The following is a 16,638-nucleotide window of genomic DNA, read 5'->3' on the forward strand; positions in this document are numbered from 1 at the left end:
TACGATTTACTGTGTTGAGCGCACGGTTGAGTGCAGGGCTTAGTGCTCCGCTTTTTGTGCCTGGTATGCACCGACACCGGTGAGTTTGCGCACGGGGATAGGTTTACCCTCCGTTACAAAGACCCACGCCTCACCCGGGTTTTCATTTAAAAACCATGACAAGTTGCGGGTGGTTGAAAATAACCCGTAATCAATCACCATCAACGCGCAAGGCGGTAGCATGCCATCAGGATTGCGCATAGATTCCAGCGGCTGCTTAATCCACACATCTGGCGCGACCGCCATTTCCACTTGCACGTCTTGTGTGTCATGCACACTGATGCGCATCGGCTGCGGTTCGGCATTGGGCCACATAATCTGATACTCCCCCGCGAGCCAAGCACAAGAATTCGATTGCGTTTTAGCCTGAAGCGGCACACTCACACTGACGCCAATAACTATCGCGCATAACTCGCGCCATCCTAGCCGAACCATTATTGTGCATCCTTTATGTTAGTGCCGATTATGTTAGTGCCGATGTGGTAGCGGCAATAGCCGCCGTCTTCATCGGTAACAATCAGCTCGTCGCCCTTCTCATTGAGCATCACGTTCTGCCGAACTCCGCTAGCCGCATTACAAGAGGCAAAGTAGCGCCGTTTGCCGCTATCCACATCTAGCCAAAAAATATGATCGGGGTTGCTCCACTGCTCATCTGGATAGGTGCCTGCCAGAATGCGCCCGTCTGCCGACATCACCAACGTATGGCCGATCACTTCATCCGGAATGGCGATTTGCCGTTTACCGCGCGTGACTATCTGCCGCTCGGTATTACCGCTTAGCAGCGATTGTCCATCAGAGGATAATTCGATTATGACCAGATCTTGTGGTTTAACGCCGTCCGGTTTAGGCACCGGTACTGCGGTTTGCCCAGTACGGCTGAGCATGGCGATTGGCCCTTGCTCTTCACTCCACGCCTGCCAGATTAGGGCTTTCGATAAGGACCCATAGCCCAAGAACCAGCCGTCATCGGCAACGGTTTCAGTCTGACCAGCAGCATCACGGCGCAGTAAACGCGTCTTGAGTTGTGAGTGTTGGTCAGTCTCACTCAAGCCGGCCAAACGGGTCAATTGATCGCCAAATGCCTGCCATTTTTCAGGATTTTCCGTATCGGCGTTACTGATATACAACGCCCGCGCAGCAGGATGGTAGCCGTGCGTTGCATCCCAGATCCAACCGCGGACATAGTCTGACTTGCCATAGGTATAACCGGCGGCCTTTTTCCCATCTTGGCTGATGGCAAAGGCCCCACCGCCTTGGCTGCCGGGCAAATCAGCCGGTAATTGGCCGAATTGGTGATGCCGATGCAATAACGCCCGATCGGCCACGTAGGCATCCACGATCACCTCAGTACCATCAGCCGAGATCGCCCGCAGCACAACGTGATCGGGTGGCAATACGGTTAAGCCGCGCTCTTGATGCCAAATAAAACCTTGTGGCACCGCGGTGGCCGATTTGGCTAACAACCAGCCCCCAATGGTGGCACCCGTGGCATCCATGGCGGTGACTGCCGAAAAACGCGCCATGTCATCGGGGATCAGTTTTTGGCGATGCCCTTCGGCATTCATCCGCAGTGCATCCAATGAGCCGTGCGAGCCCGCCGTTAGCGCCAATACTTGTCCGTTTTGTGAAAAAAAGATCTGTTTCAGATTGGCATAGGTAAAGCCTGTCAGTGGGACACTGCGATTTGACTGCTGCCACCTTCCGCCGTGGAATGCACTGAGCTTATCGCCATAGCGCCATGCCGTCGGCAACAGCTCATCTAGCATGGCATTCAGCTCTTCTAGAGCAGACTCTTCCATGCCAGCAGCTATACCGGCAGAAGCGGCAAACTGAGACTGTTCTGGCGCAGATTCGCCCGAGGAGGCCCAAGCATTTGCAGTCTCACCCGTAACCGGAGGGACGGTGCGCAGTAACAGGCTCTGGCCATTGGCCGACAGCTTAACGGCATGCTCAGGCCCTTGTGACTGAATCGGAACCAATGATTTCGACGCCGTCTTGGTCGCGGCCTTTTCTTTGGCTAACGCCTGCTCTTGCCGAAGCGCAGCCAAGCCTTCTTCGGTCAGCACATCTTCCAAACGGATGACGTTGGAGGATTCCGACGCCCATACCGAGGACACCCATCCGCTCGCAGAGGCAGACAGACCGGCACTCATGAGCAAAACGCGCCATAGCGTACGGCGATTGAAGGTCATTGAACGGGAAGCGGCGAAACACGCCCTCCGTAAACGCGAGGATACAGGCATACATCATCCATAATGATTACAACGTAGCGAGTGTCACAGTGTAACCTGCTGAGAACTGAGCGCAATCAAATGCATATGCGTAAGTTCACAACAAATGACTAGCAGCGATAATCGGGCCGCCAGCGGGAGATTTCTTGTCCATTTTCATAGCGCGATTGCTGCCATAACGAGCCATCTGGGTGATACCAACACTCCAAGACCATTTTATTGGCAGCAAAGAGCATATAACGGCGCAGGTGTGGGCTATCTTCTGCCACATAGTCGTACATACACAGACGCTCTCCGCTGTCACTGTATTCACTGCACGAGGTCAATCCGCCTTGTTGGCCATACTCCATCCAGTCGCCAACAGGCTGGCCAGCGCGATATTGACCTATCGATTGTAAACGGCCATCAGGATAGAAATAGCGCTCCACGCCTTCTTCACGCCCTTGTGAATCAAAGGTTACCTCAGAGCGTAATGCGCCGCAGGGGTGAAAAAACTGCCACGGCCCAATACGCGTACCGTCAAGACATTCACCACGACCAAAGAGGATGCCTTTTTCGAACAATTCCGCATTACCGGTATAACGCTGCATGTTTTTCAACGTACCGGTATACACCACAATTTTATTGCTGCGAGCAGTCCATTTTATGGGGGTTGGCATACAGACGTTCACCCTCTGAGAGCTTGAGATAATGCGGTCATTCCAAAGCTAGCCGGTCATGATGCCAAGCATTGGAGGTTAAAATAAAACGCCATATCACCGATTACTCAGGATATGGCGTTATTCATTACACACATTGCGCAGGAAAATATGCCCACACAGTAATGTAATTCACAATTGTACCGTCAACCGCCGCAAACCAGATACTTAGCGGCTAACGGCTCAGTTTAATTCAACGCATTGATCAGCAAGATTTGTTGTTGAACGGCTTGCTTATCGCCTTCATTTTTAGCGGATTTGAGCTGGGAGTCCAATTGCTTCAGCGCGGCCGCTTTTGCTGTTGCATCGGCAAACAAATAAGGCTTCACATTAATCGATGCTGTATTGGTATAACGCCCATTTTCGAGTGATGGCACCTGAATTTCACCGCGGTTGAGCATATCGCGCACAATTGCCCGCTCGCGTTCATAACCAGATAAACCTTGCAATGACCAGCGTTGCTGCGGTTTTCCTTGATACTGGCCCTGCTTGACCTCTTCCAGATAGCGAATAGTCAAATTACGGATCGTGCCTTGCTCTTCACCAAATGCCGATTCGGTATCAAAAATTACCGGGAAGGATTTACCCTGCAATGGACCACCTTTTTTAGTCAGATGCCCCATGCGATAGCTATTCATCCCCAAGCGAATTTCAGTATCTGGCTGCACCACAGTGCCATCCGCCAGTTTCAGATTGGTGATCCGCTGTCCGACCGGTTGACGCAAATCGATGTTATAGGTCACGCCAGCGAAAAAGTCATTGGTGGAGTATTTTGATGAACGACGCGCTGGATTAAAGCTATATGTCACATCACCGTCTTGCACCGGATTAAAATAATCGGCGACCCATTCCATATACGCTTTCAGATCGGCGCCGGTCATCTGGTATACCGTAATTTCACCGCCGGCATATTGATAGTTATAAGCAATGTCTTTGGCTTTAATCGGCCCCACATCTAAGCGCGCTTTATCGTTATCAATCCCCAAGGCGATCACATTGGCTTTCGGCGCATAATAAAATGCCGCTTCTTGGAATAAGGCACTGATCCCTGAGTCTTGAACTTGTACTTGTGGGATCCCTTTTACTTCATCTTTAGGTACCAAATCACTACCGGAAAGTTGTGCGACCACGCGATTGGCATTTTCCCGTAATTTTTTATGATACGGCGCATACAGGCTTTCCAACGATTTGTCTGATGCCAGATCTTTAATCTTGTAGGTATAACTGTCTTTATCGATCAGCGTATATTTGCCGTTTTTCTCTTCAAATTTCAGATCAATGCGCGACAACGCACGACCATATTTATCTGGCTCGGTAATGATCACGCCATTGACCACCGCTTTATCAACTCGGACATGCATATGTCCGGCAACAATTGCGGCTAATTCTGGATTCCCTTTTGCAATATCGGTCACACTGGTATCAGCAATGTCATTTTCATTATCCAGCCCCATGTGTGCCACCAGCACAATCGCATCCACTTGGTCTTTAATCTTAGCGATGGTCTTGTGGACTTCTTGCGTAGGGTTGGTAAATGTCACGCCGCCCAGCCGGTCACTGCCCTCAGCAAAATGCGCCGTCATAGGAGTATCCATGCCAATAACGCCAATTTTTACGCCTTGCCGCTCAATAATGGTATAGGCCGGTAAAAATGGATTGCCATCAGCGCGCGTGATATTGCCACCCAGCGATTGGCCTTTGAATTGATCGAGCGAGGTTTTTAATACTGGTAAACCAAAATCAAATTCATGGTTTCCTAATACCCACACATCATAATTCAGGGCATTAAAACCCAACATCATGGGTGAAACAGGCTCATTCTTGAACGTTTCGACAAAATTACCCTGAATGGTATCGCCGGCATCCACCAAAATAACATTCGGTAGACTCTGACGTATTTCATTAATTTTGGTCGCAATTTGGCTTAGGCTACCCGCCAAATTGGCCTGATCAGCCGCATAGTCCCACGGCACAAAATGCCCGTGCAGATCAGAGGTGCCCAAAATACTGACTTCACGAATATCGCCATCCGCGGCAAGAACAGAGTAAGAGGAGGCTAACAGGAATAACCCTGCCACTGCTTTTAATTTCATTATAGTAATCGTAATTATTATGTGATTAATCGGAATGGATAAGCTTACGCCTGCGATAGCCGATGGTCTGTGACCAGTGCAAACAATTTTGCAAGCCTTTACCATCAAGCCACATCAAAGCGTGATATTCATCACCGATGATATTACCGCTCACCACTGCATTATCTGCACAGAGCAATAGAAAAAGGGTGGATTTCCCGACCAGAACCACACGCTATTTTCACGCCCCCCCAATAGCTTGCGCGCAGATTTAACACCCGCGCAAACATTGTGGTATTATTGCAACGTACCGCGCTGTCGTCAGGAGATGACCTGATATCGCTCGCAGCGCGGACGCGACAGGGATACGTTGCCGCAACATCACTTCATCTGCGACGCGAAGGTGTTTCCCCAACCTATCCCTCTGAAAACGCAAACTAAAAACGACCCTATAACCATTGCTTGATTACAACCGCAAGGAGAATCCCGTGCGAGTCAGCAGAAGACAATTCTTCAAGATCTGCGCTGGCGGTATGGCGGGTACTACGGTTGCGGCACTCGGGTTTGCTCCCGATGTAGCCCTCGCGGAAACGCGGCAGTACAAACTGCTGCGGGCGCGCGAAACCCGTAATACCTGTACCTACTGTTCGGTGGGATGTGGCTTACTGATGTATAGCCTCGGGGATGGCGCCAAAAACGCCAAAGAGACCATTTTCCATATCGAAGGGGATCCGGATCATCCAGTCAACCGTGGGGCACTGTGCCCGAAAGGGGCTGGCTTGGTCGATTTCATTCACAGTGAAAGCCGCCTGCAGTATCCGGAGTACCGCGCACCGGGCTCGGATAAGTGGCAGCGGATCAGCTGGGATGACGCCTTTACCCGCATTGCGCGCCTGATGAAGGCTGACCGCGATGCCAACTTTATTCCAACCAACGCCGATGGCGTTACGGTCAACCGCTGGCTGACCACGGGCATGTTATGTGCCTCGGCGGCCAGTAATGAAACCGGTTATTTAACCCAGAAGTTTAGTCGTGCGCTCGGCATGTTAGCCGTCGACAACCAAGCACGTGTCTGACACGGACCAACGGTAGCAAGTCTTGCTCCAACATTTGGTCGCGGTGCGATGACCAACCACTGGGTAGATATCAAAAACGCCAACCTGATCGTGGTGATGGGCGGTAATGCGGCAGAAGCGCATCCGGTGGGATTCCGCTGGGCGATGGAAGCCAAGATCCACAATAATGCCAAAATTATTGTGATCGACCCACGTTTTACCCGTACAGCGTCGGTGGCCGATTTCTATACCCCGATCCGCTCGGGAACCGACATTGCGTTCCTGTCCGGCGTGATTTTGTACCTGATGAACAATCACAAGATCAATCAGGAATATGTCAACGCCTATACCAACGCCAGCTTGCTGGTGCGTCCTGACTTTGGCTTTGAAGATGGCCTGTTCACCGGCTATGACGCGGAAAAGCGCAAATACGACAAATCCACATGGGCCTACCAGTTGGATGAGAACGGCTTTGCCAAGCGCGATCCTTCCCTGCAAGATCCGCAGTGCGTCTGGAATCTGCTCAAACAGCACGTCAGCCGCTACACGCCAGAAGTCGTCAGTAATCTGTGCGGTACGCCGAAAGAGGATTTCCTCACCGTCTGCCAACTGATTGCCGAAACCAGCGCCAAAGACAAAACCGCCTCATTCCTGTACGCCCTCGGGTGGACTCAGCACTCTATCGGTGCGCAGAACATCCGTACCATGGCGATGATCCAGCTGCTGCTGGGTAACATGGGGATGGCCGGTGGCGGCATTAACGCGCTGCGTGGTCACTCCAACATTCAAGGCTTGACTGACTTAGGCTTGCTGTCGCAAAGCCTGCCGGGTTACTTGACCCTGCCGTCAGAAAAGCAGCCAGATCTGCAAACCTACCTCACCGCTATGACCCCGAAACCGCTGCTCGAAGGTCAGGTGAACTATTGGGGTAACTATCCGAAATTCTTCGTCAGCCTGATGAAGAGCTTCTATGGCGATAAGGCCCAACCGGAAAACAGCTGGGGCTATGACTGGCTGCCGAAGTGGGATAAAGGCTACGACGTACTGCAGTATTTCGAGATGATGTCGCAAGGTAAGGTCAACGGCTATCTGTGCCAAGGCTTTAACCCGGTGGCCTCGTTCCCGAATAAAAACAAAGTGGTGGCCTCACTGTCGAAGCTGAAATATCTGGTGATCATTGATCCGCTAAACACCGAAACCGCCAATTTCTGGCAAAACCACGGTGAATTTAATGACGTCAATCCCGCGGATATTCAAACCGAAGTGTTCCGCCTGCCATCAACCTGCTTTGCCGAAGAAAATGGCTCAATCGTCAACTCGGGTCGCTGGTTACAGTGGCACTGGAAAGGCGCCGATGCTCCGGGCGAAGCGCTGGGCGATGGAGAGATCTTAGCCGGTCTTTTCAGCACATTGCGTGAGCTGTACGCCAACGAAGGTGGCGCATTGCCAGAGCAAGTGCTGAACATGAGCTGGAATTACCTGCAGCCGCATAATCCGCAAGCCGAAGAAGTGGCGATGGAGAACAACGGCAAAGCACTGGCTGACCTGCGCGATGCCGATGGCAACGTGATCGTGAAAAAAGGCCAACAGCTTTCCAGCTTCGCCCAATTGCGCGATGACGGCAGCACCAGTAGCGGTTGCTGGATCTTTGCCGGTAGCTGGACGCCAGAAGGTAACCAGATGGCGCGGCGCGATAACGCCGATCCGTCAGGGCTCGGTAACACTCTCGGCTGGGCGTGGGCATGGCCGCTGAACCGCCGCATCCTGTATAACCGTGCCTCTGCCGATCCGGCTGGGAAACCGTGGGATCCGAAGCGTAAGCTGATCAGCTGGAATGACGGTAAGTGGACCGGTATTGATATCGCCGACTACTCCACCGCCGCACCGGACAGCGGTGTCGGGCCATTTATCATGCAACCGGAAGGCTTAGGCCGTCTGTTTGCGTTGGATAAAATGGCCGAGGGCCCGTTCCCTGAGCACTATGAGCCGTTTGAAACGCCACTCGGCACCAACCCGCTGCACCCGAATGTGGTGTCAAACCCAGCGGCTCGTGTGTTCAAAGACGATTTGGCGGCCATGGGCAGTGCCAAGGAGTTCCCATTTGTGGCCACGACCTATCGCCTCACCGAACACTTCCACTACTGGACCAAGCATGCGCGTTTGAATGCCATCATCCAGCCTGAGCAGTTCATCGAAATTGGTGAAACGCTGGCCGCGAAAAAAGGCATTCAACACGGGGATACAGTGAAAGTCAGCTCCAACCGCGGCTATATCAAGGCCAAGGCGGTGGTGACCAAGCGTATTCGCACCTTGCAGGTCAACGGCCAAGAGGTGGATACCATCGGTATTCCGATCCACTGGGGCTTTGAAGGGGTCGCCAAGAAAGGCTTTTTGGCTAACACCCTGACGCCGTTTGTCGGGGATGCCAATACCCAGACGCCGGAGTTCAAAGCATTTCTGGTTAACGTAGAAAAGGTGTAACGGAGGAGTCTTATGTCATTGCAATCTCAAGACATTATCCGGCGCTCCGCCACCAGCTCTCTCACGCCACCGCCGCAGGTGCGTGATAACCAGCAGGAAGTGGCGAAGCTGATTGATGTCTCCACCTGTATCGGCTGTAAAGCCTGTCAGGTGGCATGTTCCGAGTGGAACGACATCCGCGATGAAATCGGCAGTAACGTCGGCGTGTACGATAATCCGGCCGATTTGAGTGCCAAATCGTGGACGGTGATGCGTTTTTCCGAAACTGAGCAAAACGGCAAACTGGAGTGGCTGATCCGTAAAGACGGCTGCATGCACTGCGCCGATCCGGGCTGCCTCAAGGCGTGCCCATCGGAAGGGGCAATCATCCAGTATGCTAACGGCATCGTGGACTTTCAGTCTGAGCAATGCATTGGCTGCGGCTACTGCATTGCCGGCTGTCCGTTCAATATTCCGCGCATGAATAAGGAAGATAACCGCGTCTACAAATGCACCTTGTGTGTCGACAGGGTTAAAGTCGGCCAAGAGCCCGCGTGTGTGAAAACCTGCCCGACCGGTGCAATTCACTTTGGCAGCAAAGCCGAGATGCAAGAACTGGCGGCCCAGCGGGTGGCCGAGCTCAAATCGCGTGGCTATGCCAATGCCGGATTGTACGATCCACAAGGTGTGGGCGGAACTCACGTGATGTATGTGCTGCACCATGCTGACCAGCCGACGCTGTATCACGGCTTGCCGGAAAATCCGCAAGTCAGTGACGCTGTGAAGTTCTGGAAAGGGGTATGGAAACCGTTGGCCGCGATCGGCTTTGCGGCGGCATTTGCTGCCAGTATCTTCCACTATGTTGGCGTAGGCCCTAACCGCGTCAGCAAGAAAGAAGAGGACGAAGCCGAGCACGACCTGCAGCAACCATCGCAGGATCAGGCCCATGACAGCACCTCCGAAAGCCTTAAAAAATCGGAGACACCGTCTAGCGAGCACAAGGAGGACAAGCCATGAGTGAGCCGCGCACCATTTTGCGCTACAGCGCACCGGAGCGGATCAACCACTGGGTAGTGGCCTTCTGCTTTGTGTTGGCGGCAATCAGTGGGCTGGGCTTGCTGTTCCCATCCTTTAACTGGTTGATGTCTATCTTTGGTACCCCACAACTGGCTCGCATCATGCACCCGTTTATCGGTGTGTTTATGTTTGTGGCATTTAGCCTGATGTTTTTCCGCTATTGGCGGCATAACCTCATCAATAAAGAGGATTTGCGCTGGGCGAAAAACATTCATCGTATTGCGATGAATCAGGAAGTGGGTGACACCGGCCGCTACAACTTCGGACAGAAGTGTGTATTCTGGCTGGCTATCGGCAGTCTGGTGTTATTGCTGGCCAGTGGCATTGTGATCTGGCGGCCTTACTTTGCGCCGTCGTTCCCTATCCCGCTGATCCGTCTGGCGTTGCTGGTGCATTCACTGGCGGCGGTGGGACTGATGCTGGTGATCATTATCCACGTTTATGCGGCATTGTGGGTAAAAGGGACATTGACCGCGATGGTGGAAGGCTTGGTGAGCGTGGGTTGGGCCAAAAAGCACCATCCGCGCTGGTTCCGTGAATGGAAACAAAAGCAAGCCGGACAAGACACGCGCCGTGATGCCTCTTGAGGCATATGGCGCTGCATGTCAGTCACCTATTCTCTGACATACTTGATGACATAACAGGACTCTGTTTTTCATGACAATTCGCATCCTTTCTCAGGAAGAACTGAGTACGGAGCGCGGTAAAACCTCAACGGTGGGCCAGATCCCACCGTTGCTTTTCTCCGCCCCCGCTCATCTGTACCGCCGCCGTGCCGAGCGTCTTAGCGCACTGGCGGTGAAACATCCCTTTGGGGATTACCTGCGCTTTGCGGCCACACTGGCCAATGCGCAGCACCATGCCCAGCATGACCATCCGCTACCGGAGGGCGAACGTCAGCAACTGGCGCATGCTCTCGCGGCGCAGCAAGCTGCGGCGACTGACAACTTGTTAATTTCCCCTGCGCGCGCCAACGCACGCCGCGCACTGCTGGCCCATTTGCCAGTACTGGGCGCTGATCTTGACCTGCGTGATGAAAGCAACCCCCATCGCCATTGGCAGCAATTGCTGCATGCCATCATTGTCGAGTTATTGCCGCAAGCCGATGAACCTGTGCGCAGCGTACTGGAAAATCTGGCTAAAACTTCGGCCGGTGAGCTAGATACCTTAGCATCCGCCCTGCTGGAGTATGACTTCAACGTCGTCGGTAGCGATAAAGCGCCCTTTATCTGGGCCGCGCTCGGGGTGTATCGCGCCCAGTGCGCCGCCGCGCTCAGCAGCCTAGGCCAAGCAGAAGCCGATTACGGTGAGGCTCGTCAGCATTGTCCGGTGTGTGGCTGTGTTCCGGTCTGTGGCGTCGTGCATCTAGGGACACAAGCCGGACTACGTTATCTGCACTGCGCACTGTGTGAATCCGAATGGCATGTGGTGCGAGTCAAATGCAGTAATTGTGAGCAAACCGGTAAGCTGGATTACTGGTCACTCGACAGTGAACAGGCGGCGGTGAAAGCCGAAAGCTGTGGCGATTGCGGCAGTTACATCAAGCTGTTGTATCAGGAAAAAGATCCGCAGGTGGAAGCCGTCGCCGACGATCTGGGAAGTCTGTTTTTGGATGCTCAGCTGGAAGAAAAAGGCTTGCTACGTAGCACACTAAATCCGCTGGTATTTCCCGCAGGTGAGTGACAAGATAGGCGAAAACTTGCGCAAGGATATGCCTATGAAACTGATTGGAAGCCATACCAGCCCGTTTGCTCGTAAGATTGCCATCTTGCTCCAAGAAAAAGGGGTGGCCTTTGACTTTGTTAACGATCCACCGGGCAAGCCGGAAAGTCGCGTACCGGATTACAACCCGCTGGGGAAAATTCCGGTACTGCTACCCAACGAAGGCGGCTGCTGGTTTGACTCGCCGTTACTGGCCGAATACGTTGAGCTGACGTATCCCGAACCGGCGTTTTTACCGGCCAATCCGTTGCATAGCCTGCAAGTGCGACAGCTGGAAGCCGCTGCCGATGGAGTAACCGATGCCGCCATTTTGATTGTGATGGAATTACAACGTCCGGCAGCAGAGCAATCGGTGGCCTTTATGGATAAACAGCGTCTGAAAATCAGTCGTGGATTGAATTTCCTCGAGCAAGCGGCCGCTAATCAGCAATTTTGCAATTTGCCACAGCTGAATTTGGCAGACATCGCGATAGTCTGTTTGCTGGATTATCTGCTGTTTCGTGAAGTGGATGTCCACTGGCCGAAACGTTGTCCGCATCTGCATGCGCTGTTTTTACGCCTCGGCGATCGTGCCAGCGTCATGACCACGCGCCCGCATAGCTGATAACGCTATACGCCAACCCGATAAAATCAGCCTCATACAGCCCCACTCGGGGCTGTATTCATTGCAATTCACCCATTCACTGACACAGCCCATCACACATTAGCTCTAAGCTCACGCGTAACCCAATGCTACTATCCTACTATCCATGGCCCATGGCGGTTATCTGAATAACGTTGATGTAAAGCGCTCTGAGTCACTCTCGAGCCCTCCCCCCAACGACTGATTTTAAAGAGCGAATAGGTTTATGCAGATCTTTTGTCTTGCGGCGAATAACAACGAAAGTACGCCAACCTCAAGTTCGTTGTGCGATTTTATGCAGCACATCTCCACCAAACTGGCATCCACGATTGAAAAGAAATTCAGAGCCTACCAAGCGCTCAATGATATTTATACTTGTAATAGTTTGAAAATATTAAACCCAAAGATTTGGGGATATAAAGGTACCATTTACAAATTACGCGTTGACAGTGGAAAAGAATCAGCGCGCATATTATTTATGCGTGATAAAAATAAAGACATCATTGTTCTACATGCCTTCTTAAAGAAAACACGTAAGACACCAAAAAAAGACGCTGACATTGCCATGCAAAACTTCACTGCGGCCTGCAACGGTGCAAAACTGCAATCTTTATTCACCGAGTAGATTATCTGCGCTGCGTAGCCGATTGCTGAATAACGCGGCTTGGCGGAGTAAATTGAACATCCCTGATGCTGCATACCACATCACGTGCTTATCTGCACCGCACCTACGCGCCACCAGACATGTAATACAATTAAACGCATTGTTAACCGCGAGGATACAAGATGAATCCATAAAGAAAAGAGTTGGAAAACTTAATAAAACATCTCATGGAAACTGCGAAATTTTATTGTTATCCCACGTCTTTTTATGGTCATTTCACATCTAAAGTATTGACGCTTAATTTTATCAGCAGTACTATGCGTCACACGTTCGGTGAGTAGCGCAGTCCGGTAGCGCAACTGGTTTGGGACCAGTGGGTCGGAGGTTCGAATCCTCTCTCACCGACCAGAATTATAAAAAGCCTGTCATTAAGACAGGCTTTTTGCTATTTATCCTCACCGTGCTTTATCTTCCCGCTTTTTATTTTTTCTCTATTTTTATTTCTTCTCTATTTTCCATCGTTCGTGATTGTTAATTGTTTGGCCAATTGAAATAGCACCGACAGGCTGCTAATGTGAGCAATACGTTGCATACATTCACTAATCAAGAACTACTCAAGAATAAATGATGAAAAAAACACTGATTGCACTGAGTCTGTCACTCGCGTCCTGTTTATCGCTGGCTTCTGTTTCCGCCCATGCCCAAGAGTTACCGACACTGGGCTCGTTGCAGCAGGATTCTGCCGCCAGCCAAGCCTTTACCGTGATGCAAGGCAAACACACTCTGCCTGCGTGGGTCAAAAAAGGCAGTACCGATTCACCAACACAAACAGTACGCCTTGATGGCAAAGAATATTGGGTATTCAGCGCCTGCAAACCGCATGACTGTGCGGCTGAACAACTGGCGATGCTGTACTCACCGCAAAGCCATACCATGGCCGGTGTGCTGTCACGCAGCAATGAAGACAGCACCGCACAACAGCTGACCTGGCTGAATGTCAGCGATGATTTATCCATTGATGGTAAAACGGTGCTGTTCGCTGCGCTCAGTGGCAGTTTAGCCAATCACCCAGACAGCTTTAACTACCAATAAGTGTTGCCATCTACGTTTTAGCGCTCAAGCTTAATTAACATGGTTAAGACCGCAAAAATCGGCGGCCTTAACCATCTACCGATTCCTCAATGTCTTCGCGAATGTCTTGGCGCGTAAAGTAATGCCAGCAATTGCGCCCCACACTCTTGCTCTTATACAGCGCTTGATCAGCTTGCTCGAACAATACTGCCGCCGGTTGCGGGCCATTTGCTACGCCCATACTCAAGGTTACGCGACAGCTATTTTCCCGCCAACGTAATGCGCGGATCACCGTCTGGAGTTGCTCTAATACCGAAGTCAGTGCGCGCCCTTGCAGTGGCAGTATGGCCGCAAACTCATCACCGCCGATGCGGTACACATGCGCCACGCCCAGCTCTTCGGCCAGCAAGCCAGAGACGCGGCGTAGCACCACATCACCAAAAGCATGCCCCCAGGTATCATTGATCAGCTTAAAGCGATCGACATCAATCAAGACCAGTACAAAGTGGGTGTTATGCTGCACGACCAGCGCCATATCTTCATCAAAAGCGCGGCGATTAAAAATTTTCGTCAATGGATCAAGACGTAAACTTAAATGATAGGTTTTATAATGCTCTTTAAGTACCGAAATACTTCTATCCACAAACCATGCATTGTGCGCTTCTTTATCTAACTGTGACGTTTGATTTTCTGATAACAGCGTGAACTCTTGCTCCACTAACCCTAACTCTTGGCGAAATATTTTAAGTAATGCACGCAATCCTAATGCAGAAAGCAATACAATTAAGGAGATAGGAATGACCAACATGACAAACTCATGCATAAATGCCTGCCGAAAATTATCCACCGGTACATAGATACCAATTTCCCAGGGCACATAAGAGAGTGGTTGGCGTAAAAAAATACCCTGTTTTAAGCCTTGTAAAGAAGAGTAGGTATTTTCTGCGCTTGGCAGCACCTTGGGCATCAAGCGCGGATTGATCACTGAAATAATATCGCGTGTATTTTCAGAGCCGTCATGGCGAACAAACAAAGTAATCGAATCATCGGCAACCATACGAGACAACAGCTTATCAATCGAGCTAAGTGGCATATCTACCATTAATGCGCCTAAGGTATTGCCTGAATCAGATGTGATGGCTTTACCGAGCGTCAGCACCCGAGTCGCCCCACTCGCTTCTACGTAAGGCCCAATCCACTGCGGTAAATAAGTATGTTGTTCAATCAATTGATACCACGGACGTATGGTTGCATCATAATGCTCTGGTTGAACCCATAGGGGATATGCATCAACACGTCCACTCATTGCGTTGTAGAAAAAGATATGATGATCTTCTTCTAATTTTATTTTATGTACGATTGGCCAAACATCGGTAAAGACCTGCCCTCCAGCAGCGATTTCCTGCTTATTCAGACGAGATTCTAATGCTTGAAGTTGATTTTCACTCCCGCGCACATGCTCATATAAATAAGAGTTCCCTAATGTGAATAATAAGTGTTTATACCCATTAACTTGGCGCTCTGAGTAAGCGTGGAAGTTTATAATGGCAATCGCAAACGAGATAATCAGCGTGATGAAAACAAGAATAATCATTACCTTGAATAGCAGGTAATATTTTTTCCTCGTCCGAATCGTGCTCTCAGCATGTGCAACCGTATTCATTCCTTGTTTCGGCATCACAATCCTGCTTATTATTTCATCCTTGACTAGCAAGTATTGCATGAAAAAAAAAGCCATCCTATTGAAAGGATGGCTAACGGTTTCATTCTTGACCTGGGTCAAAAATCACCCACTACAAAAGATACCACATGATAGAACTCAGTATATTTCTCTATAAATACAGAACAGACTTACAGAGAAATACTGACGAGACATAGCGAAAACCTGAAAACGCCCTCTCGCCATAGCGAAACAAATTTATTTTTTAGTTAAGCACCTCCGGATATTTCAGCATGTCTTTCTCAATACCGCTGATGATGCGATTCATCATCGCGACGGCCTCTACAGGGTAAGCCCCACTGGCTGACTCCGCCGACAGCATTAATGCACTGCTGCCATCCAGTACGGCGTTCGCCACATCCAAAATTTCTGCTCGCGTCGGAACCGGACTATGAATCATCGATTCCAGCATTTGCGTAGCCGTGATTGCAGGACAATTCATTGCTGATGCCAAATGCAAAATTCGCTTTTGCGCCGCCGGTAAGCGCGCTTCGCCAATTTCGACTGCCAAATCACCGCGCGCCACCATCACCCCATCAGCCTCATTGATCATGGCAATGATGTTGGCATCAGTATCCACCACTTCGGCGCGCTCAATTTTGGCAATAATTTGCGCTTTTGAGCCGGCTTGCGCCGTTAAACATTTAGCCTCAATAAGATCGGCCGGCGATTTAGGAAAAGAGACAGCAATGAAATCAGCCGCAATCTCAGTGGCGACACGCAAATCTTGCCGATCCTTTTCCGTCAGTGCTGGAGCCGATAAGCCCCCACCCAACAAATTTATTCCCTTACGATCTTTTAAAATCCCGCCTTGAATCACAGTAGTCAATGCGTGGTCATCGGCAATCGCCTCAACCTGCAATTGAATCTTGCCATCATCTAGCATTAAACGATCGCCGCAGGCGATATCCTGTAATAATTCAGGATAATCCAACGCAACACCGTGATGATCGCCCATCACCTGTGGATCGGCATGCAGCGTAAACGACTCACCATTACAAATAACCGCTTCACCAGCGGCAAAATTGCGGATCCGAATTTTAGGCCCCTGCAAATCAGCCAGAATTTTTACTTCTTGCCCTAAGTTCGCCGCAGCCACACGCACTAATGCCGCAGTTTTCTGATGTTGTTCTTGAGTGCCGTGAGAAAAATTCAGTCGAAATACATTCGCACCCGCCATAATAAGATCTGAAATCTTTTCCAATGAATTGGATGCGGGGCCTAAGGTGGCAATAATCTTTGTCTTGCGCATAAGCTAAACCTTACT

At 50.8% G+C, this 16,638-nt stretch carries 13 protein-coding genes and 1 tRNA gene; 8 read left to right on the forward strand and 6 right to left on the reverse strand.

Features of this window, described 5'->3' with window-relative positions:
* Positions 1 to 39: 39 nt before the first annotated feature.
* The 4 genes from LQ901_RS16105 to LQ901_RS16120 all read right to left on the reverse strand — a co-directional run bounded on the left by LQ901_RS16105 (position 40) and on the right by LQ901_RS16120 (position 5,061).
* Positions 40 to 354 carry a hypothetical protein gene (locus tag LQ901_RS16105; RefSeq protein WP_233672441.1) on the reverse strand — a complete coding sequence of 105 codons (315 nt, stop codon included), beginning with the start codon at positions 352 to 354 and terminating at the stop codon, positions 40 to 42.
* 119 nt (positions 355 to 473) lie between these two features.
* The gene (locus LQ901_RS16110) at positions 474 to 2,192 is read right to left on the reverse strand and encodes a hypothetical protein (RefSeq protein WP_233672442.1); all 1,719 of its coding nucleotides are present in this window, start codon (positions 2,190 to 2,192) and stop codon (positions 474 to 476) included.
* Between the two features lie 188 nt (positions 2,193 to 2,380).
* Positions 2,381 to 2,929: a toxin-antitoxin system YwqK family antitoxin gene (locus LQ901_RS16115; protein ID WP_010863107.1), complete on the reverse strand. Its 549-nt coding sequence runs from the start codon at positions 2,927 to 2,929 to the stop codon at positions 2,381 to 2,383.
* Between the two features lie 227 nt (positions 2,930 to 3,156).
* Positions 3,157 to 5,061, reverse strand: coding sequence for a bifunctional UDP-sugar hydrolase/5'-nucleotidase (locus LQ901_RS16120; RefSeq protein ID WP_152135625.1), 1,905 nt, complete (start codon positions 5,059 to 5,061; stop codon positions 3,157 to 3,159).
* Between the two features lie 467 nt (positions 5,062 to 5,528).
* Here LQ901_RS16120 and fdnG point away from each other — a divergent pair, with 467 nt between their 5' ends.
* From fdnG to ivy, 8 genes are all read left to right on the forward strand, one after another.
* Positions 5,529 to 8,576 carry a formate dehydrogenase-N subunit alpha gene (gene fdnG, locus LQ901_RS16125; RefSeq protein WP_081632843.1) on the forward strand — a complete coding sequence of 1,016 codons (3,048 nt, stop codon included), beginning with the start codon at positions 5,529 to 5,531 and terminating at the stop codon, positions 8,574 to 8,576.
* A 12-nt stretch (positions 8,577 to 8,588) separates the two neighbouring features.
* On the forward strand, positions 8,589 to 9,572 hold the full coding sequence (gene fdxH, locus LQ901_RS16130; RefSeq protein WP_116546798.1) for a formate dehydrogenase subunit beta: 984 nt from the start codon (positions 8,589 to 8,591) through the stop codon (positions 9,570 to 9,572).
* Positions 9,569 to 10,219 carry a formate dehydrogenase cytochrome b556 subunit gene (fdoI, locus tag LQ901_RS16135; RefSeq protein ID WP_152135626.1) on the forward strand — a complete coding sequence of 217 codons (651 nt, stop codon included), beginning with the start codon at positions 9,569 to 9,571 and terminating at the stop codon, positions 10,217 to 10,219. Before fdxH ends, fdoI begins: the two co-directional genes overlap by 4 nt.
* Before the next feature lie 70 nt (positions 10,220 to 10,289).
* Entirely contained in the window at positions 10,290 to 11,315 is a 1,026-nt protein-coding gene (gene fdhE, locus LQ901_RS16140) for a formate dehydrogenase accessory protein FdhE (RefSeq protein ID WP_152135627.1), read from the forward strand.
* 34 nt (positions 11,316 to 11,349) lie between these two features.
* On the forward strand, positions 11,350 to 11,958 hold the full coding sequence (locus LQ901_RS16145; protein WP_170919663.1) for a glutathione S-transferase: 609 nt from the start codon (positions 11,350 to 11,352) through the stop codon (positions 11,956 to 11,958).
* A 244-nt stretch (positions 11,959 to 12,202) separates the two neighbouring features.
* Positions 12,203 to 12,601 (forward strand): type II toxin-antitoxin system RelE/ParE family toxin, encoded by a 399-nt coding sequence (locus tag LQ901_RS16150; RefSeq protein ID WP_152135628.1) that lies wholly within the window; start codon positions 12,203 to 12,205, stop codon positions 12,599 to 12,601.
* Positions 12,602 to 12,911: 310 nt separating this feature from the next.
* Positions 12,912 to 12,988 (forward strand) — tRNA-Pro (locus LQ901_RS16155).
* A 219-nt stretch (positions 12,989 to 13,207) separates the two neighbouring features.
* Positions 13,208 to 13,672 carry an Ivy family C-type lysozyme inhibitor gene (ivy, locus tag LQ901_RS16160; protein ID WP_047708718.1) on the forward strand — a complete coding sequence of 155 codons (465 nt, stop codon included), beginning with the start codon at positions 13,208 to 13,210 and terminating at the stop codon, positions 13,670 to 13,672.
* A 67-nt stretch (positions 13,673 to 13,739) separates the two neighbouring features.
* Here ivy and LQ901_RS16165 read toward each other — a convergent pair whose 3' ends face one another.
* Together LQ901_RS16165 and pyk are read right to left on the reverse strand one after the other, a co-directional pair.
* The gene (locus LQ901_RS16165) at positions 13,740 to 15,329 is read right to left on the reverse strand and encodes a sensor domain-containing diguanylate cyclase (protein ID WP_178088317.1); all 1,590 of its coding nucleotides are present in this window, start codon (positions 15,327 to 15,329) and stop codon (positions 13,740 to 13,742) included.
* 247 nt (positions 15,330 to 15,576) lie between these two features.
* Positions 15,577 to 16,623, reverse strand: a complete 1,047-nt coding sequence (pyk, locus tag LQ901_RS16170; protein WP_010863096.1) for a pyruvate kinase — start codon at positions 16,621 to 16,623, stop codon at positions 15,577 to 15,579.
* Between the last annotated feature and the right edge of the window lie 15 nt (positions 16,624 to 16,638).

It is taken from the genome of Plesiomonas sp. PI-19, assembly GCF_021368255.1.
Lineage (GTDB): Bacteria > Pseudomonadota > Gammaproteobacteria > Enterobacterales > CAMTGL01 > Plesiomonas > Plesiomonas shigelloides.

Bases quoted from the DNA above. Each gene is read 5' to 3' on its own strand.
- LQ901_RS16105 (WP_233672441.1), bottom strand. From the start codon at position 354: ATGTGGCCCAATGCCGAACCGCAGCCGATGCGCATCAGTGTGCATGAC.
- LQ901_RS16110 (WP_233672442.1), bottom strand. From the start codon at position 2,192: ATGAGTGCCGGTCTGTCTGCCTCTGCGAGCGGATGGGTGTCCTCGGTA.
- LQ901_RS16115 (WP_010863107.1), bottom strand. From the start codon at position 2,929: ATGCCAACCCCCATAAAATGGACTGCTCGCAGCAATAAAATTGTGGTG.
- LQ901_RS16120 (WP_152135625.1), bottom strand. From the start codon at position 5,061: ATGAAATTAAAAGCAGTGGCAGGGTTATTCCTGTTAGCCTCCTCTTAC.
- fdxH (WP_116546798.1), top strand. From the start codon at position 8,589: ATGTCATTGCAATCTCAAGACATTATCCGGCGCTCCGCCACCAGCTCT.
- fdoI (WP_152135626.1), top strand. From the start codon at position 9,569: ATGAGTGAGCCGCGCACCATTTTGCGCTACAGCGCACCGGAGCGGATC.
- fdhE (WP_152135627.1), top strand. From the start codon at position 10,290: ATGACAATTCGCATCCTTTCTCAGGAAGAACTGAGTACGGAGCGCGGT.
- LQ901_RS16145 (WP_170919663.1), top strand. From the start codon at position 11,350: ATGAAACTGATTGGAAGCCATACCAGCCCGTTTGCTCGTAAGATTGCC.
- LQ901_RS16150 (WP_152135628.1), top strand. From the start codon at position 12,203: ATGCAGATCTTTTGTCTTGCGGCGAATAACAACGAAAGTACGCCAACC.
- ivy (WP_047708718.1), top strand. From the start codon at position 13,208: ATGAAAAAAACACTGATTGCACTGAGTCTGTCACTCGCGTCCTGTTTA.
- LQ901_RS16165 (WP_178088317.1), bottom strand. From the start codon at position 15,329: ATGCCGAAACAAGGAATGAATACGGTTGCACATGCTGAGAGCACGATT.
- pyk (WP_010863096.1), bottom strand. From the start codon at position 16,623: ATGCGCAAGACAAAGATTATTGCCACCTTAGGCCCCGCATCCAATTCA.